At 63.4% G+C, this 18,218-nt stretch carries 11 protein-coding genes and 4 tRNA genes; 14 read left to right on the top strand and 1 reads right to left on the bottom strand.

Translation table 11 applies throughout. From position 1 onward, the window contains the following. The first annotated feature begins 15 nt into the window (after positions 1-15). Positions 16-726, top strand: coding sequence for a DUF6445 family protein (locus tag ABE85_RS20375; RefSeq protein ID WP_197507088.1), 711 nt, complete (start codon positions 16-18; stop codon positions 724-726). A gap of 136 nt (positions 727-862) precedes the next feature. Here ABE85_RS20375 and ABE85_RS20370 read toward each other — a convergent pair whose 3' ends face one another. Beyond that, complete coding sequence (locus ABE85_RS20370; RefSeq protein ID WP_067278906.1) at positions 863-3,502, bottom strand: TonB-dependent receptor; 2,640 nt, start codon at positions 3,500-3,502, stop codon at positions 863-865. A gap of 486 nt (positions 3,503-3,988) precedes the next feature. Between ABE85_RS20370 and ABE85_RS20365 the strand changes: the two genes are divergently transcribed. The 13 genes from ABE85_RS20365 to rpoC all read left to right on the top strand — a co-directional run bounded on the left by ABE85_RS20365 (position 3,989) and on the right by rpoC (position 18,184). Beyond that, positions 3,989-4,074: transfer RNA gene (locus tag ABE85_RS20365), tRNA-Tyr, on the top strand. Between the two features lie 83 nt (positions 4,075-4,157). Continuing rightward, a tRNA-Gly gene (locus ABE85_RS20360) sits at positions 4,158-4,231 on the top strand. A gap of 71 nt (positions 4,232-4,302) precedes the next feature. Next, positions 4,303-4,377, top strand: a tRNA-Thr gene (locus tag ABE85_RS20355). A gap of 49 nt (positions 4,378-4,426) precedes the next feature. Next, a complete protein-coding gene (gene tuf / locus ABE85_RS20350; RefSeq protein WP_067278870.1) occupies positions 4,427-5,617 on the top strand; it encodes an elongation factor Tu in 1,191 nt (396 codons plus the stop codon). Between the two features lie 17 nt (positions 5,618-5,634). Continuing rightward, positions 5,635-5,710, top strand: a tRNA-Trp gene (locus ABE85_RS20345). Positions 5,711-5,856: 146 nt separating this feature from the next. Continuing rightward, positions 5,857-6,240 (top strand): preprotein translocase subunit SecE, encoded by a 384-nt coding sequence (gene secE, locus ABE85_RS20340; RefSeq protein WP_067278903.1) that lies wholly within the window; start codon positions 5,857-5,859, stop codon positions 6,238-6,240. Between the two features lie 22 nt (positions 6,241-6,262). Continuing rightward, positions 6,263-6,847, top strand: coding sequence for a transcription termination/antitermination protein NusG (nusG, locus tag ABE85_RS20335; protein ID WP_067278900.1), 585 nt, complete (start codon positions 6,263-6,265; stop codon positions 6,845-6,847). Between the two features lie 211 nt (positions 6,848-7,058). After that, on the top strand, positions 7,059-7,490 hold the full coding sequence (gene rplK / locus ABE85_RS20330; RefSeq protein WP_067278896.1) for a 50S ribosomal protein L11: 432 nt from the start codon (positions 7,059-7,061) through the stop codon (positions 7,488-7,490). A 1-nt stretch (position 7,491) separates the two neighbouring features. Further along, positions 7,492-8,199, top strand: a complete 708-nt coding sequence (rplA, locus tag ABE85_RS20325) for a 50S ribosomal protein L1 (RefSeq protein ID WP_067278888.1) — start codon at positions 7,492-7,494, stop codon at positions 8,197-8,199. 289 nt (positions 8,200-8,488) lie between these two features. After that, positions 8,489-9,016: a 50S ribosomal protein L10 gene (gene rplJ, locus ABE85_RS20320; protein WP_067278884.1), complete on the top strand. Its 528-nt coding sequence runs from the start codon at positions 8,489-8,491 to the stop codon at positions 9,014-9,016. A 49-nt stretch (positions 9,017-9,065) separates the two neighbouring features. Next, positions 9,066-9,446 (top strand): 50S ribosomal protein L7/L12, encoded by a 381-nt coding sequence (rplL, locus tag ABE85_RS20315; RefSeq protein ID WP_067278882.1) that lies wholly within the window; start codon positions 9,066-9,068, stop codon positions 9,444-9,446. A 380-nt stretch (positions 9,447-9,826) separates the two neighbouring features. Next, complete coding sequence (rpoB, locus tag ABE85_RS20310) at positions 9,827-13,948, top strand: DNA-directed RNA polymerase subunit beta (protein WP_067278880.1); 4,122 nt, start codon at positions 9,827-9,829, stop codon at positions 13,946-13,948. An 18-nt stretch (positions 13,949-13,966) separates the two neighbouring features. Continuing rightward, positions 13,967-18,184, top strand: a complete 4,218-nt coding sequence (gene rpoC, locus ABE85_RS20305) for a DNA-directed RNA polymerase subunit beta' (RefSeq protein ID WP_067278877.1) — start codon at positions 13,967-13,969, stop codon at positions 18,182-18,184. Positions 18,185-18,218: the final 34 nt, after the last annotated feature.

The following is an 18,218-nucleotide window of genomic DNA, read 5'->3' as shown; positions in this document are numbered from 1 at the left end:
CGCACAATACGCGCCATGAGCCCGGAGACCTTCGCCATCCGCATGCCGCCCGACATCCGCTCGGTGCGGGTCGGCGAGCACCCGGTCGTCGTCATCGACGATTTCATGGCGCATCCGCAGGCCCTGGTCGACGCGGCCTGCCAAGCCCGCTTCGAGCGCTGCCCGGGCGCCGACGAGCGCAAAGGCTATCCCGGGCTGCGAGCGCCGGTGCCTGCGGCCTATACCGAACGCCTGACCGAGCTGCTTGACCCGCTGATCCGGCTGAACTTCGGCGTTCCCGAGGAATTGCCGCTGCGCAAGTCGCCGTGCGCCTTCTCGCTGACGACGGTGGCCCCCGAGGACCTGGGGCCCCTGCAGCGGGTGCCGCATTTCGATGCCAGCACGCCGCACTTCATGGCCGTGATGCTCTACCTCTGCGACGAGCGCCATGGCGGCACCGCCTTCTACCGCCACAAGGCCAGCGGCCTGCAGCAGATCACCGCCGATCAGCGCGAACGCTACGGCGACCTGATCTATGCGGAGATGGAGCGCAACCCGGCACCGCCGCGCTATTTCAGCGACTCGGACGACTGCTTCGAGCTGCTGGGCATGCTGCCGGCGCGATTCAACCGCCTGGTTGCCTACCGGGGCAGCCTGCTGCATTCGGCCATCGTCAACCCCGCGCCGGCGCTCAGCAGCGACCCGCGCCGGGGGCGGCTGACCATCACCACCTTCTACGACTTCTAGCGCACGAGCGCCGCCGGACGGCAGACAAGGCGCCTCTTGTTTGCGCGGCTGCTCTGCTGCTCGGTTGCTCAGCCGCTCGGTGCAATGAAAAAAGCCCGGCGGTTACCGGGCTTTCGAGATGACGCAGCGGCGTCGGTCAGAACTTCGCGCTCAGGCCCACCTTGTAGGTGGTCTCGCCCTTGAAGCTCCAGGCCGGGTAGCCGGCGCGCAGCGGGTCCTTGATGGCGGTGTTGGAGGCCGCGGCGGCGCCGTACTGGACGTCGTCTTCCTTGGTCAGGTTGATCGCCTCGAACGACAGCCGCAGGTTCTTGGTGATGTTCCAGCCCGCGCTGGCGTCCAGCGTGCCGTAGGAATCGTGCATGCGGTTGCCGTACCAGAATGCGCCTTCGCGGATCATGTACTTCGAGCGCCAGTTGTAGGCCAGGCGGGCGTAGTACTGCTCGGTCTCGTAGTAGCCGACCAGGTTCACGTTGTGCTTGGAGGACTGGGTGAACACGCTCAGCTGGTCCAGGTAGCTGCTGGCCGGCGCAGTGCCTTCGGTGAAGGTGTAGTTGCCCTGCGCGCCGAAGCCGTTGCCGAAGGCATGGTTGGCCTGCAGTTCCACCCCGCGGATCTTGCCGCCGCCGGCGTTCTGGAAGCTCTGCACCGTCCAGTTGTCGACGCCGGTCTTGGGATCGACCAGGCCGACCTTCTGGTTCGGCGTGGCGTTGGCGACGACGAAGTTGGAGATGTCCTTGACGAAGTAGGTGGCCGACATCATGTTGCCGCGGCCGTAGTAGTACTCCAGGCCGAGGTCGGCCTGGCTCGACTTCATCGGCTTGAGGCCGATGTTGCCGATGGTCCAGGTCTCGTTGCCGTTGCGGTCGTCGTTGTAGCCGGACACCGTCACGCCGAACATGTTGGCGAAGTTCGGGCGGGTGATGGCCTGCGACGCCGTGGCACGCAGCACCAGGTTGCTCTTCAGGTCGAAGGCCAGGTTGATGCTCGGCAGCACGTCGTTGTAGGACGACTTGGTCGACGCGGTGGTCGTCGCCCAGTTCTGGTTGCCGGCGTACTGGTCGGCCGGGGTCACGCCGTCGAACTTGTAGCCGGTGCTGGTGGCCTTGGTGGAGACGTAGCGCACGCCGAAGTTGCCGCGCAGGCCTTTGGTCTCGAACTCGAACATGCCGTAGGCCGAACGGTTCTTCTCGTTCAGCTCGCCGTAGCCGGAGCGGTCTTCGACCCAGCCGGCGATGTTCCGGTTGGTGTTGTCCAGCATCGCGCCGATGTTGGCGCGCGGCACCGTCCAACCGCCGACGTTCACCGAGCCGTCGAACAGGCCCGAGGTGGCGACCGGCGTGATCGTCGCGTTCCAGATCGGGCGGAAGCTGCGCTTTTCGAAGGTGTGGTCGGCAAAGCGCACGCCGGTCTTGAAGGCGTTGATGACGCCCCAGTCCAGGTCGAAGGTGGCGTCGAGCTGGCCGAACTTCTCCTTGTCCTTGTTGGGGCCGGCGGAGGTGGCCCAGGTTTCCGGCGACATCTGCGCCGGCAGGGCGCCGACGCCCCAGGACTGGTTGTTGCTCGGGTTGATGCTGATCTGCTTGCCGGTGGCGTCGATCGTGCCCTGCCAGTTCGGTCGCGTGAAGGGGCCGGCAGCGCCATCGAAGGCGGCAGTCTGGTAGTTGGTGGTCGCCGACGTGCCGCCGTCAGCCTTGGTCGTGCCGACGACGAAGTCGAACTTGGCGCTGCCGAGGGTGTAGTGGGCGTCGGCCACCGCGCTTTCCGAGTCCATGCTGGCGCCGCGCGCCCAGACCTGGAAGAACTTGTGCGGCAGCGGGTTGGCGGCCGTGGTCGTGCTGTGCAGGCACATCCCGTTCGGGTTGAAGTCGGACTTGACCTCGGTATTGCGCTTGTCGCAATTCGCGTCATGCATCAGGTAGTCGCTGGCGTTGGAGCTGTCGGAATCCAGCTTCAGCTTCAGCAGGTTCAGGCCGACTTCGAAGCCCTCGACCGGGCGCGCCTGCAGGGCGACGTTGAACGAGGTGCGCTTGCGCTCCGCCACGAAGGCGGTGGGGGCCACGTCGCTGTTCCAGCGGCTGTCGGCCTCGACGCCGCGGCGGATGTAGTCGCCCTTGGACAGGCCGGCGGCGACCAGCACGCCGAAGTTGCGGCCCTCATTGCGCCAGCTGTACAGCCCGGAGACTTCCTTCTCCGAGTCGCTGATGGTGCCGTCGCCATAACGCACGCTGCCGAAGACCGTGTTGGCCTTCAGGTCCAGGGGCTTGCGGGTCTTGACGATCACCGTGCCGCCGATGCCACCTTCGGTCAGGTTGGCCTGCGAGGACTTGTAGACCTCCATGCCGCCGATCATTTCGGAGGGCAGCAGCGAATAGTTGAACGACCGGTCGATGTCCATCTGGTCATACCAGCCGGTGGACGCGACGGTCTGGCCGTTCAGCGTGGTGTACGTCATCTGCGGGTCGGTGCCGCGGATCGACACCGAGGCGCCTTGGCCGAACGCCCGGCCAACCGAAATGCCGGGGATCCGGCCCAGCGCCTGACCGACGTCGGAGTCGGGAAGCTTGCCCACGTCCTCGGCGGTCACGGCGTCCACGACGGCGCTGGCGTTCTTCTTGATGTTGGCCGCCGATTCCAGCGAAGCGCGGATGCCGGTGACAACCACCTGATCCAGCTGCGTGTTGTCGTCTTTTTTCTGTTCCTGCGCCTGCACGGCGAACGCCGCGCTCAGCAGCGCCAGCGTCACCGCCGCCGCGATTGGGGTCTTGTTGACCTTCATGATGAACTGCTCCTCGAGTGGCCAGGGAGTTGTGGCCGTGATGAAGACTTGGCACCTGAAATCACGACACCCTTCGGCGGAGTGGCATGCAGCTGGCGCCCCCGATACACCTCAATGCAACCAATGCCATGCCACTATAACGAGCGGTAAAGCCACTTTGCTACCAGTTTCAGGCCGGTGTTTTCCCTGCTGTGGCATCGCCGCGACCCGCATGGACAGCGGTGTCCGGGTGTCTGAGGTCAGGGTCGGGGTCGGCCTGCGGAGCCGCCGGTCGAGGAGACCACTTGGTCGTAAATTGGTATTAAGAGTGGTCCGTATCGCGGCGTGTGGGAGTGTGCGCTGGGGCGCATCCAGCGTGGGGGGCGCGCTCAGCGACAGCGGCTGTCCAGGCTGCGCGTTAGAGAACGGCAATCGCACGCGAGCGGTCCTCAGTGGATTTTTTGTTTGCGCCAAAAAATAACGGTGCTATAGTCGTGGGCTTGCCTCGGAGGGGTGGCCGAGTGGTTAAAGGCAGCAGACTGTAAATCTGCCCGCTAACGCGTACGCTGGTTCGAATCCAGCCTCCTCCACCAAGGCAGACCAATGCATGAGCAACGAAGCGGGTGATCGTCACCCGCTTCGCGGTTCAAGCGGTTGGGGATTGGAAAACTCCCGGGCGGGAGTAGTTCAATGGTAGAACCTTAGCCTTCCAAGCTAATGACACGGGTTCGATTCCCGTTTCCCGCTCCATCGGAAGTTCTAGGTATCGTGTCGAGATATCGACACAGGTTTGCTGATAAGGTCATCAATCCTGTGTCGATGCCCATGTGGCTCAGTGGTAGAGCACTCCCTTGGTAAGGGAGAGGTCGCGCGTTCGATCCGCGCCATGGGCACCACAACTCTTCTATCCCGTTTCTTGATTGATCTGATCGCCAGGAGCGCATGATGGCAAAAGGCAAGTTTGAACGTACCAAGCCGCACGTGAACGTGGGCACGATTGGTCACGTGGACCATGGCAAGACGACGCTGACGGCCGCGATCGCGACCGTGCTGTCGAAGAAGTTCGGCGGCGAAGCCAAGGCTTACGACCAGATCGACGCGGCGCCGGAAGAGAAGGCTCGTGGTATCACGATCAACACCGCGCACGTCGAGTACGAGACGGCCAACCGCCACTACGCGCACGTTGACTGCCCGGGGCACGCTGACTATGTGAAGAACATGATCACTGGCGCGGCGCAGATGGACGGCGCGATCCTGGTGTGCTCGGCCGCTGACGGCCCGATGCCCCAGACCCGCGAGCACATCCTGCTGGCGCGTCAGGTCGGTGTGAAGTTCATCATCGTCTTCCTGAACAAGTGCGACATGGTGGACGACGCCGAGCTGCTGGAGCTGGTGGAGATGGAAGTCCGCGAGCTGCTGAGCAAGTACGACTTCCCCGGCGACGACACCCCGATCATCAAGGGTTCGGCCAAGCTGGCGCTGGAAGGCGACACGGGCGATCTGGGCGAGCAGGCCATCATGCGCCTGGCTGACGCGCTGGACACCTACATCCCCCAGCCGGACCGTGCCATTGACGGCGCGTTCCTGCTGCCGGTGGAAGACGTGTTCTCGATCTCGGGCCGTGGCACTGTGGTGACGGGTCGTGTCGAGCGCGGCATCATCAAGGTCGGCGAGGAAATCGAGATCATCGGTATCCGCGAAGTCCAGAAGACGACCGTGACCGGCGTGGAAATGTTCCGCAAGCTGCTGGACCAGGGCCAAGCTGGCGACAACGTCGGTATCCTGCTGCGCGGCACCAAGCGTGAAGACGTCGAGCGCGGCCAAGTGCTGGCCAAGCCCGGTTCGATCAAGCCGCACACCCACTTCACCGCTGAGATCTATGTTCTGAGCAAGGAAGAGGGCGGCCGTCACACCCCGTTCTTCAACAACTACCGTCCCCAGTTCTACTTCCGCACGACGGACGTGACTGGCGCCGTGGAGCTGCCGAAGGACAAGGAAATGGTCATGCCTGGCGACAACGTCAGCATCACCGTGAAGCTGATCGCTCCGATCGCCATGGAGCAGGGTCTGCGCTTCGCCATCCGTGAAGGCGGTCGTACCGTCGGCTCGGGCGTCGTGGCAACGATCATCGAGTAATTCAAGTTTGAGGCCACAGGGGCATAGCTCAATTGGCAGAGCGTCGGTCTCCAAAACCGAAGGTTGGGGGTTCGAGACCCTCTGCCCCTGCCAACGATCAGCGATAAGCGAACGTTGGTCCTAGTGGTCAAGGCAAGCCCGCGGGAGTTATCTCGGCGGGCTTTGCTGCTGGTGGGTTCGTCCAAATGTTTGGACGGACAAAGGCTGCGACAGCGTGTCGTGGCACGGAAGTGAGTTCAATGTCCAATCCTCAAGTCGAAACCGTCACGACGGGCGCCGACAAGGTCAAGCTGGCCGGCGCCGTGGTGCTGCTGGTCGCGGCCATCGTGGCGTTCTATGTGCTGAGCAAGCAGGGTCCGTGGGTGCAATGGGGCGCCCTGCTGGTCCTGCTGGCGGCCGCCGTGGCTGCGTTCTTCACGTCGGAATCCGGCAAGTCGCTGATCGCCTACGGTCAGGATTCGATCAAGGAAGTGGGCAAGGTGGTCTGGCCGACCCACAAGGAGGCCCGCCAGATGACGCTGTACGTATTCGCGTTCGTCGTCGTGATGGCGCTGTTCCTGTGGCTCACCGACAAGACGCTGGAGTGGGTGTTCTACGACCTGATCCTGGGTTGGAAGCGCTGAGTCGGAACGGATAGGGACCAAGATGAGCGAAGATCAAAACGTCGTTGCGACCGAGTCGACCGCGCCCGCTGGCCCGGCCAAGCGCTGGTATGTCGTCCACGCCTATTCGGGCATGGAAAAGGCTGTCGAGCGCAATCTGCGTGAGCGCATCGACCGCGCTGGCATGCAGGACAAGTTCGGTCGCATCCTGGTGCCGACCGAAGAAGTCGTCGAGCTCAAGAATGGCAAGAAGGCCGTGACCGAGCGCCGCTTCTTCCCCGGCTATGTGCTGGTCGAGATGTTCATGGACGACGACAGCTGGCATCTGGTCAAGCACACGTCGAAGGTCACCGGCTTCGTCGGCGGCGCCAAGAACCGCCCGGCGCCGATCTCGGAAGCCGAGGTCATGAAGATCGTCAACCAGATGCAGGAAGGCGTCGACAAGCCGCGTCCGAAGGTTGAATGGATCGTCGGCGAGATCGTCCGCGTCAAGGAAGGCCCGTTCACCGACTTCAACGGCAGCATCGAGGAAGTCAACTACGACAAGTCGAAGCTGCGCGTCTCGGTCACGATCTTCGGTCGTGCGACGCCTGTCGAATTGGATTTCGCGCAGATCGAAAAGGTCTGAGCGCGCAAGAACGGCATGGCGGCTTCGGTCGCCATTGGCCGTTTCAAAGTTGAGAGCTTGAAGGTGCTAGACGGCGCAAGCCGGCACAACCTTCCGTGACCAGTCCGCAACGAGAGGCGGACAAGAGGAGCAAGGGTAAGTCTCAGACCAGCCCCTTGCGTTAGCACTCAGGCGATGCGGCGTGGCCGTCGCGTTGCCATCAGGAGAAAACATGGCCAAGAAGATTGTCGGCTACATCAAGCTGCAAATCCCGGCTGGCAAGGCGAACCCGTCGCCTCCGGTCGGTCCCGCGCTGGGTCAGCGTGGTCTGAACATCATGGAATTCTGCAAGGCGTTCAACGCCCAGACGCAGAGCTATGAGCCGGGCCTCAAGCTGCCCGTCGTGATCACCGCCTTCGCGGACAAGAGCTTCACCTTCATCATCAAGTCGCCCCCGGCGACTGTGCTGATCAAGAAGGCAGCCAAGATCGAAAAGGGCTCGCAGCGCCCCCATCTGGACAAGGTCGGCAAGCTGACCCGCGCCCAGCTGGAAGAGATCGCCAAGACCAAGCAGAAGGACCTGACGGCCGCCGACATGGATGCCGCAGTCCGTACCATCGCCGGCTCCGCCCGCTCGATGGGCATCATCGTGGAAGGTGTCTGACATGGCCAAGCTGACCAAGCGTCAACAAGCCCTGCAGGGCAAGGTGGAATCGACCAAGCTGTACGCGTTGTCCGACGCGCTCAACCTGGTCAAGGAATGCGCCACCGCCAAGTTCGATGAAGCCATCGACGTGTCGATCCAGCTGGGTGTCGACGCGAAGAAGTCGGACCAGGTGGTCCGTGGCGCCGTCGTGATGCCCAACGGCATCGGCAAGACCACGCGCGTCGCCGTGTTCGCCCAAGGCGCCAAGGCTGAAGAAGCCAAGGCCGCCGGCGCCGACGTCGTCGGCATGGAAGACCTGGCCGAACGCGTCAAGGCGGGCGACATGCCCTTCGACGTCGTGATCGCCTCGCCGGACACCATGCGTGTCGTCGGTACCCTGGGTCAGATCCTGGGCCCGCGCGGCCTGATGCCGAACCCGAAGGTCGGCACCGTGACCCCGGACGTCGCCACCGCCGTCAAGAACGCCAAGGCTGGTCAAGTCCAGTTCCGCGTCGACAAGGCCGGCATCATCCACGGCACGATCGGCCGTCGCTCGTTCGACACCGACAAGCTGGAAGGCAACCTGCGCGCGCTGGTCGAAGCCCTGAACAAGGCCAAGCCGGCCTCGAGCAAGGGCATCTACCTGCGCAAGGTCGCTGTCTCGTCGACGATGGGCGTTGGCGCCCGCGTGGATGTCGGCACGATCAACGCCGCGGCCGCCGCCTAAGCTGCATTCAATTGAGGCGTCGCGCGAGTCTGGCGTGATGCTGATGAATTGGTGGGCTGGCTGGAGCAATCCGGTCAGGTCATCCAAGACCGCTGGCGAGAGATCCCGCAGTTCTGGGGAGATCGCTTAATCGGAGGCTCCGGCCTCCAGCCAGCGCAGATGGCGGTCCCGCTGAAAGGATTCGAATCGCGATGCGTCGCGATGGGTTCCTGACAGGAGGTCGCTGATTCCGGTGCCCGAGACGCGGTGGTCAAACATCGCGTCAAGGGCGAAATGTGAGGAGTAGACCTTGAGTCTCAATCGCAACGAGAAAGCAGCCGTCGTGTCCGACGTGGCAGCGCAAGCCGCCAAGTCCCAGACGCTGGCGTTGGCTGAGTATCGTGGCCTCACCGTTGAAGCCCTGAACAAGCTGCGCGTCACCGCGCGTGCCCAAGGCGTGTACCTTCATGTCCTGAAGAACACCCTGGCACGTCGTGCTGTCGCCGGTACTTCGTTCGAAGCTGCAACGGATGCCATGGTCGGCCCGCTGATCTACGGCTTTTCCGAAGACGCTGTCGCGGCTGCCAAAGTCATCGCTGACTTTGCCAAGACCAACGACAAGCTCGTCATCAAGGGTGGTGCCTACGGCGGCAAGGCTCTGGACGTCAATGGCGTGAAGGCGCTGGCGGCTGTCCCGAGCAAGGAAGTCCTGCTGTCGCAGATCGCCGGCCTGCTCATGTCGCCGGTGCAACGCACCGCCGCCGTGCTGGCTGCCCTGGCTCAGCAGAAGGGTGGCGGCGCCGAAGCCGTCGCCGAAGAAGCTCCCGCCGCGGCCTGATCGACGCTGCATTCGCGCATTCAAATCTCTCTGTATTTAGGAACCTATCATGGCATTCGACAAAGACGCTTTCCTGGCTGCCCTGGACAGCATGACCGTTCTGGAACTGAACGACCTGGTCAAGGCGATTGAAGAGAAGTTCGGCGTGTCCGCCGCTTCGATGGCCGCTCCGGCTGCTGGTGGCGCTGCCGCCGGTGGCGCTGCCGCCGCTGAAGAAAAGACCGAGTTCACCGTCGTCCTGACCGACGCCGGCGCTCAGAAGGTCTCGGTCATCAAGGCCGTTCGCGAAATCACCGGCCTGGGCCTGAAGGAAGCCAAGGACCTGGTCGACGGCGCTCCGAAGCCCGTCAAGGAAGGCATCGCCAAGGCCGACGCCGAAGCCGCCAAGAAGAAGCTGGAAGAAGCCGGCGCCAAGGTCGAACTCAAGTAAGACCTTGTGGGGATCCGGTGACGCGTTCACCGGGTTCTGCACCGCGAGAGGGGTGGTCCCATGGGGCCTCCCCTTTCCTCGTTTCAGGGTTTGTCCTGGGGCGGTTTCGGTTGACAAAGTGCAATCGAAAGCATCGTGCTGTATCATGCACGGTTCTTTCGAGTGTTCTCTGATCCGACTGCAGAGAACGGTTTGGTCGGACCGCGGTCAAGCCGTGCGTCACGCGTGGGGTGCAACGCCCTCCGTGCCGTTCGGTGATCGGGGTTGTCCGCCAGCGGTTGGTAGTGGCCAACCACCAAGCTTCGTGGTGCAACGCCCGAACAGCCAGTCGCCGACGCAGCACGCCTCCAGGCCAGGGGCGCGCTCGACACGGAGTCTTTATGGCGCAAGCAACCCCCTACAGCTACACCGAGCGCAAGCGAATCCGCAAGAGCTTCGGCAAGCGCGTGAGCGTGCTCAACGTTCCGTACCTGCTGACGATGCAGAAGGAGTCGTATGTCGACTTCCTGCAAAAGGATGTCGCTCCCCTGAAGCGCAAACCGGAAGGCCTGCAAGCGGCGTTCCTCTCCACGTTCCCGATCACGTCGCACAACGGGTTCGTGGAAATGAAGTTCCTCGAATTCAACATCGCCAAGCCGCCGTTCGACGTCCGCGAATGCCAGCAGCGTGGTCTGACCTTCGCCGCCGCCGTGCGTGCGAAGCTGCAGATGATCATCTACGACCGGGAAAGCCCGCAGCCGAAGACGGTCAAGGAAATCAAGGAGCAAGAGGTCTACATGGGCGAAGTTCCGCTCATGACCGACTACGGCTCGTTCATCATCAACGGCACCGAGCGCGTCATCGTCTCGCAGCTGCACCGCTCGCCCGGCGTGTTCTTCGAACACGACAAGGGCAAGACCCACTCGTCCGGCAAGCTGCTGTTCTCGGCCCGCATCATTCCGTATCGCGGCTCGTGGCTGGACTTCGAGTTCGACCCGAAGGACATCCTGTACTTCCGCGTCGACCGCCGCCGCAAGATGCCGGTCACGATCCTGCTCAAGGCCATCGGCCTGAATCCCGAGCAGATCCTGGCGCACTTCTTCGTCTTCGACAATTTCCGCCTGATGGACTCGGGCGCCCAGATGGAGTTCGTGGCCGAACGCCTGAAGGGTGAAGTGGCGCGCTTCGACATCACCGACAAGAGCGGCAACGTGCTGGTCGAGAAGGACAAGCGCATCACCGCCCGTCACGTGCGTCAGCTGGAGCAGTCCGGCACGCAGCATGTGACCGTGCCGGAAGACTTCCTGCTCGGACGTGTGCTGGCCAAGAACATGGTCGACCCGGACACCGGCGAGATCATCGCGAAGGCCAACGATGAGCTGACCGACTCGCTGCTGAAGAAGCTGCGCGTCGCAGGCGTCAAGGACATCCAGGCGCTGTTCACCAACGAACTGGACGAAGGCGCGTACATCAGCCAGACGCTGGCGTCGGACGAGACTGCCGATCAGTTGGCCGCGCGCGTGGCCATCTATCGCATGATGCGTCCCGGCGAGCCGCCGACGGAAGATGCGGTCGAAGCGCTGTTCAACCGCCTGTTCTACAGCGAAGACACGTACGACCTGTCGCGCGTCGGCCGGATGAAGTTCAACGCCCGCGTGGGCCGCGACATCCCGACCGGTGCGATGACGCTGTCGAACGAGGACATCCTCGACGTCGTCAAGATCCTGGTCGAGCTGCGCAATGGCCGCGGCGAAGTCGATGACATCGACCATCTGGGCAACCGTCGCGTCCGTTGCGTCGGCGAACTGGCCGAGAACCAGTACCGCTCGGGTCTGGCCCGTATCGAGAAGGCCGTCAAGGAACGTCTGGGCCAGGCCGAGACCGAAGCCCTGATGCCGCACGACCTGATCAACTCCAAGCCGATCTCCGCGGCGCTGAAGGAGTTCTTCGGTGCGTCGCAGCTGTCGCAGTTCATGGACCAGACCAACCCGCTGTCCGAGATCACGCACAAGCGTCGTGTCTCGGCCCTGGGCCCGGGCGGTCTGACCCGCGAGCGCGCCGGCTTCGAAGTCCGTGACGTGCACCCGACCCACTATGGCCGCGTCTGCCCGATCGAAACGCCGGAAGGCCCGAACATCGGCCTGATCAACTCGCTGGCGCTGTATGCGCGCCTGAACGAGTACGGCTTCCTGGAGACCCCGTACCGCCGCGTGGTGGACTCGAAGGTCACCAACCAGATCGACTACCTGTCGGCCATCGAAGAAGGCAAGTACGTGATCGCCCAGGCGAACGCGTCGCTGAACGAAGGCGGTCAACTGGTCGACGAGCTGGTCTCCGCGCGTGAGAACGGCGAATCGGTGCTGACCTCGCCGGAACGCATCCAGTACATGGACGTGGCGCCGACGCAGATCGTGTCGGTCGCGGCTTCGCTGGTGCCGTTCCTGGAGCACGACGACGCGAACCGCGCGTTGATGGGCGCCAACATGCAGCGTCAGGCCGTTCCGACCCTACGTCCTGAAAAGGCGTTCGTGGGCACGGGCGTCGAGCGCGTGGCCGCGAAGGACTCGGGGACGGTGGTCGCGGCTCGCCGCGGCGGCGTGGTCGACTACGTGGACACGAACCGTATCGTGATCCGTGTGAACGACGACGAAACCGTGGCCGGTGAAGTCGGTGTCGACATCTACAACCTGATCAAGTATCAGCGTAGCAACCAGAACACCAACATCCACCAGCGTCCGATCGTCAAGCGTGGCGACAAGGTCGGCGCGGAAGACATCATTGCCGACGGCGCGTCGACCGATCTGGGTGAGTTGGCCCTGGGCCAGAACATGCTGGTCGCGTTCATGCCGTGGAACGGCTACAACTTCGAAGACTCGATCCTGATCTCCGAACGCGTGGTGGCCGAAGACCGCTATACCTCGATCCACATCGAGGAACTGGTGGTCATGGCGCGTGACACGAAGCTCGGCAGCGAGGAAATCACCCGCGACATCCCGAACCTGAGCGAGCAGCAACTGGCTCGTCTGGACGAATCCGGCATCGTGTACATCGGTGCCGAGGTGAACCCGGGCGACGTGCTGGTGGGCAAGGTCACGCCGAAGGGCGAGACCACGCTGACGCCGGAAGAGAAGCTGCTGCGAGCGATCTTCGGTGAGAAGGCGTCGGACGTGAAGGACACGTCGCTGCGCGTGGACCAGGGTACCAACGGCACGGTCATCGACGTGCAGGTGTTCACCCGCGAAGGCATCCAGCGCGACAAGCGCGCCCAGCAGATCATCGACGACGAGCTGAAGCGTTTCCGCCTGGACCTGAACGACCAGCTGCGCATCGTGGAAGCCGACGCGTTCGACCGCGTCGAGAAGCTCCTGGTGAACAAGGTCGCCAATGGCGGTCCGAAGAAGATCACCAAGGGCACGGTCATCTCGAAGGACTATCTGGCCGAGGTCGAGAAGTTCCACTGGTTCGACGTCCGTCCCGCCGAGGACGACATCGCCAACCAGCTGGAGTCGATCAAGAACTCGCTCGAGCAGACCCGTCACAGCTTCGACCTGGCTTATGACGAGAAGCGCAAGAAGCTGACGCAGGGCGACGAGCTGCCGGCCGGCGTGCTGAAGATGGTCAAGGTGTACCTGGCCGTCAAGCGTCGTCTGCAGCCTGGCGACAAGATGGCCGGCCGTCACGGCAACAAGGGCGTCGTGTCCAAGATCACCCCGATCGAAGACATGCCCTACATGGCCGACGGCACGCCTGCCGACATCGTGCTGAACCCGCTGGGCGTCCCGTCGCGGATGAACGTGGGCCAGGTGCTCGAAGTCCATCTGGGCTGGGCTGGCAAGGGCATCGGTCAACGCATCGGCGACATGCTGCAACGCGAAGCCCGTGTGGCCGAGCTGCGCGACTTCATGGACCAGCTGTTCAACCAGAACGGCGGCAAGTCCGAGGAGCTGGCGCAACTGAGCGATGACGAGATCCTCGGCATGGCGCAGAACCTGCAGCACGGCGCGACTTTCGCGACCCCCGTCTTCGACGGCGCGAAGGAAAGCGAGATCCGCGCGATGCTGAAGCTGGCCTATCCGGACGACATCGCCGCGAAGAAGGGCCTCACGCCTACCCGCACGCAGGCCTTCCTGTATGACGGCCGCACCGGCGAGCAGTTCGAGCGTCCCACGACGATCGGCTACATGCACGTGCTGAAGCTGCATCACCTGGTCGACGACAAGATGCATGCCCGCTCCACCGGCCCGTACTCGCTGGTCACGCAGCAGCCGCTGGGCGGCAAGGCGCAGTTCGGCGGACAGCGTTTCGGCGAGATGGAAGTGTGGGCGCTGGAAGCCTACGGCGCTTCGTACATCCTGCAGGAAATGCTGACGGTGAAGTCCGACGACGTGAACGGCCGTACGAAGGTGTACGAGTCCATCGTCAAGGGCGAGCACTCGATCGAAGCCGGCATGCCCGAGTCGTTCAATGTGCTGGTGAAGGAAATCCGTTCGCTGGGCATCGACATCGAGCTCGAGCGCAACTAAAGAGAACAGGAGAATCGTATGAAGGGTTTGTTGGACCTGTTCAAGCAATTCACGCCGGACGAGCATTTCGACGCGATCAAGATCGGGCTGGCCTCGCCCGAGAAGATCCGCTCGTGGTCGTTCGGTGAAGTGAAGAAGCCCGAGACCATCAACTACCGGACGTTCAAGCCGGAACGTGATGGCCTGTTCTGCGCCAAGATCTTCGGCCCGATCAAGGACTACGAGTGCCTGTGCGGCAAGTACAAGCGCCTGAAGCACCGTGGCGTGATCTGCGAGAAGTGCGGCGTCGAAGTCACCCAGACCAAGGTGCGCCGTGAGCGCATGGGCCACATCGAGCTGGCCGCTCCTTGCGCGCACATCTGGTTCCTGAAGTCGCTGCCGTCGCGTCTGGGCCTGGTGCTCGACATGACGCTGCGCGACATCGAACGCGTGCTGTACTTCGAAGCGTACGTCGTGGTGGATCCGGGCATGACCCCGCTGAAGAAGTTCAGCATCATGTCCGAGGACGACTACGACGCGAAGCGCATCGAGTTCGGTGACGAGTTCATCGCGCTGATGGGCGCCGAAGGCATCCAGAAGCTGCTGGCGGAAATGGATCTCGACGTCGAGATCGACCGCCTGCGCAACGACATGACCGGCTCCGAGCTGAAGATCAAGAAGAACTCCAAGCGCCTCAAGGTGATGGAAGCCTTCAAGCGCTCGGGCATCAAGCCGAACTGGATGGTGCTGGAAGTGCTGCCGGTGCTGCCGCCGGACCTGCGTCCGCTGGTGCCGCTGGACGGCGGCCGCTTCGCCACGTCGGACCTGAACGACCTGTACCGCCGCGTCATCAACCGCAACAACCGCCTGGCCCGTCTGCTCGAGCTGAAGGCTCCTGAGATCATCGTGCGCAACGAAAAGCGCATGCTGCAGGAAGCCGTCGACTCGCTGCTGGACAACGGCCGCCGCGGCAAGGCGATGACCGGCGCGAACAAGCGTGCCCTCAAGTCGCTGGCCGACATGATCAAGGGCAAGAGCGGTCGTTTCCGTCAGAACTTGCTGGGCAAGCGCGTCGACTACTCGGGTCGTTCGGTCATTACCGTCGGTCCGACGCTCAAGCTGCATCAGTGCGGCCTGCCGAAGCTGATGGCGCTGGAGCTGTTCAAGCCTTTCATCTTCTCGCGCCTGGAAGCGATGGGCATCGCGACCACGATCAAGGCCGCGAAGAAGGAAGTCGAGAGCGGCACCCCGGTCGTCTGGGACATCCTGGAAGAGGTCATCAAGGAGCACCCGGTCCTGCTGAACCGCGCGCCGACGCTGCACCGTCTGGGCATCCAGGCGTTCGAGCCGGTGCTGATCGAAGGCAAGGCGATCCAGCTGCATCCGCTGGTCTGCGCGGCGTTCAACGCCGACTTCGACGGTGACCAGATGGCCGTCCACGTGCCGCTGTCGATCGAAGCGCAGATGGAAGCCCGCGTGCTGATGCTGGCTTCGAACAACGTGCTGTTCCCGGCGTCGGGCGAGCCGTCGATCGTGCCGTCGCAAGACGTGGTGCTGGGTCTGTATTACGCGACCCGCGAACGCACGAACGGCAAGGGCGAGGGCATGATCTTCTCGGACATCCCCGAGATGATCCGCGCGCTGGAAAACGGCGCGGTGGAAATCACCGCCAAGATCGGCGTGCGCCTGACCGAGTACGTCAAGGAAGGCGAGGAATGGGTTGCCCAGACCAAGCTGACCGACACGACCGTCGGCCGTGCGCTGCTGTCCGAGATCCTGCCCAAGGGCCTTCCCTTCTCCAACATCAACAAGGCGTTGAAGAAGAAGGAAATCTCGAAGCTGATCAATACGTCCTTCCGCAAGTGCGGCCTGAAGGAAACCGTGGTGCTGGCAGACAAGCTGCTGCAGGCCGGTTTCAAGCTGGCCACGCGCGCAGGCATCTCGATCGCCATCGATGACATGCTCGTGCCGAAGCAGAAGGTCGAGCTGATCGACCGCGCCGAGAAGGAAGTCAAGGAGATCGAGCAGCAGTACGTCTCGGGTCTCGTGACCGCCGGCGAGCGCTACAACAAGGTCGTCGACATCTGGGGCAAGACCGGCGACGAAGTCGGCAAGGTCATGATGTCGCAGCTGTCCAAGGAAAAGATCCTGGACCGCCACGGCAAGGAAGTCGAGCAGGAGTCGTTCAACTCGATCTACATGATGGCCGACTCGGGTGCGCGGGGTTCCGCGGCGCAGATCCGTCAGCTGGCCGGCATGCGCGGCCTGATGGCGAAGCCGGACGGCTCGATCATCGAGACGCCGATCACGGCGAACTTCCGCGAAGGCCTGAACGTTCTGCAGTACTTCATCTCCACCCACGGTGCTCGTAAGGGCCTGGCGGACACGGCGCTGAAGACCGCGAACTCGGGTTACCTGACCCGTCGTCTGGTCGACGTGACGCAGGATCTGGTCGTGACCGAGACCGATTGCGGCACGGACAACGGCATCAACATGCGCGCCCTGGTCGAAGGCGGTGAGGTGATCGAGTCCCTGCGTGACCGCATCCTCGGTCGCGTGGCCGCGATCGACGTCATGCATCCGGAAACGCAAGGCGTCCTGTTGACCGCCGGCAACATGCTGGATGAGGACATCCTGGACATGCTGGAAGCTGCCGGCGTGGACGAGGTCAAGGTCCGCACCCCGCTGACCTGCGGTACCCGTTTCGGCCTGTGCGCGAAGTGCTATGGCCGCGACCTGGGTCGTGGCGGCATGGTGAACACCGGCGAAGCGGTCGGCGTCATCGCCGCCCAGTCGATCGGCGAACCCGGCACCCAGCTGACGATGCGGACTTTCCACATCGGCGGTGCGGCGTCGCGTGCAGCGGTGGCTTCGAGCGTGGAAGCGAAGTCGGACGGCATCATCGGCTTCAACGCCACGATGCGCTACGTCACGAACGGCAAGGGCGAGCTGGTGGTGATTTCGCGTTCCGGCGAAATCGTCATCTCGGACCCGCACGGCCGTGAGCGCGAGCGTCACAAGGTGCCTTACGGCGCCCTGCTGAACATCAAGGCTGACCAGACCATCAAGGCCGGCACCATCCTGGCGACCTGGGACCCGCTGACCCGCCCGATCATCACGGAATTCGCCGGTCAGGCGAAGTTCGAGAACGTCGAGGAAGGCGTCACCGTGGCCAAGCAGGTCGACGAAGTGACGGGCCTGTCCACGCTGGTCGTGATCGACCCGAAGCGCCGTGGCGCTGCCAAGGTCATCCGCCCGCAGGTCAAGCTGCTGGACGCCAACGGCCAGGAAGTGAAGATCCCCGGCACCGATCACTCGGTGACGATCGGCTTCCAGGTCGGCTCGCTGGTCCAGATCCGCGACGGTCAGGAACTGGCTCCTGGTGAAGTGCTGGCGCGTATCCCGGTGGAAGGTCAGAAGACCCGTGACATTACCGGCGGTCTGCCGCGTGTCGCCGAGCTCTTCGAAGCCCGTTCGCCGAAGGACGCCGGCTTCCTGGCGGAACAGACCGGCACGGTCTCGTTCGGCAAGGAGACCAAGGGCAAGGTCCGCCTCGAGATCACCGATCCGGAAGGTCGCAAGCACGAGCTGCTGGTGCCCAAGGAAAAGAACATCCTGGTGCACGAAGGCCAGGTGGTGAACCGCGGCGAACTGGTGGTCGACGGTCCGGCCGATCCGCAGGACATCCTGCGTCTGCTGGGCATCGAGGAGCTGGCGCGCTACATCGTCGACGAAGTGCAGGACGTGTACCGTCTGCAGGGTGTGAAGATCAACGACAAGCACATCGAGGTGATCGTTCGCCAGATGCTGCGTCGCGTGCAGATCGTCAACCCGGGCGACTCGGCCTACATCGCCGGCGAGCAGGTCGAGCGTTCGGAACTGCTGGACACCAACGACCGCCTGCGCGGCGAAGGCAAGCTGACGGTCACGCATGCCGACGTGCTGCTGGGTATCACGAAGGCCTCGCTGTCGACGGACTCGTTCATCTCCGCGGCGTCGTTCCAGGAAACGACACGCGTGCTGACCGAAGCCGCGATCATGGGCAAGCGCGACGAACTCCGTGGTCTGAAGGAGAACGTCATCGTGGGTCGTCTGATTCCTGCCGGCACCGGCATGGCCTTCCACCAGGCGCGTCGCGCCAAGGAAGAAATGGACGACGCCGAGCGCCGTTCCATCGCCATCCAGGAAGCCGAGGAAATGGCAGCGGTGCAACTGTCCGCGCTCGACGCGGCCAGCGACGCCGGCGCCAACGAGTAAGCGCAAGACATCGAGCCGCTTGCGGCTTGATCCG

It is taken from the genome of Mitsuaria sp. 7 (genome assembly GCF_001653795.1).
In the GTDB taxonomy this organism is placed as follows: domain Bacteria; phylum Pseudomonadota; class Gammaproteobacteria; order Burkholderiales; family Burkholderiaceae_C; genus Roseateles.
This window is presented reverse-complemented; position numbering and strand designations above follow the sequence as displayed.

Coding starts and splice junctions, on each gene's coding strand:
- ABE85_RS20375 (WP_197507088.1), top strand. CDS start 16: ATGAGCCCGGAGACCTTCGCCATCCGCATGCCGCCCGACATCCGCTCG.
- ABE85_RS20370 (WP_067278906.1), bottom strand. CDS start 3,502: ATGAAGGTCAACAAGACCCCAATCGCGGCGGCGGTGACGCTGGCGCTG.
- tuf (WP_067278870.1), top strand. CDS start 4,427: ATGGCAAAAGGCAAGTTTGAACGTACCAAGCCGCACGTGAACGTGGGC.
- secE (WP_067278903.1), top strand. CDS start 5,857: ATGTCCAATCCTCAAGTCGAAACCGTCACGACGGGCGCCGACAAGGTC.
- nusG (WP_067278900.1), top strand. CDS start 6,263: ATGAGCGAAGATCAAAACGTCGTTGCGACCGAGTCGACCGCGCCCGCT.
- rplK (WP_067278896.1), top strand. CDS start 7,059: ATGGCCAAGAAGATTGTCGGCTACATCAAGCTGCAAATCCCGGCTGGC.
- rplA (WP_067278888.1), top strand. CDS start 7,492: ATGGCCAAGCTGACCAAGCGTCAACAAGCCCTGCAGGGCAAGGTGGAA.
- rplL (WP_067278882.1), top strand. CDS start 9,066: ATGGCATTCGACAAAGACGCTTTCCTGGCTGCCCTGGACAGCATGACC.
- rpoB (WP_067278880.1), top strand. CDS start 9,827: ATGGCGCAAGCAACCCCCTACAGCTACACCGAGCGCAAGCGAATCCGC.
- rpoC (WP_067278877.1), top strand. CDS start 13,967: ATGAAGGGTTTGTTGGACCTGTTCAAGCAATTCACGCCGGACGAGCAT.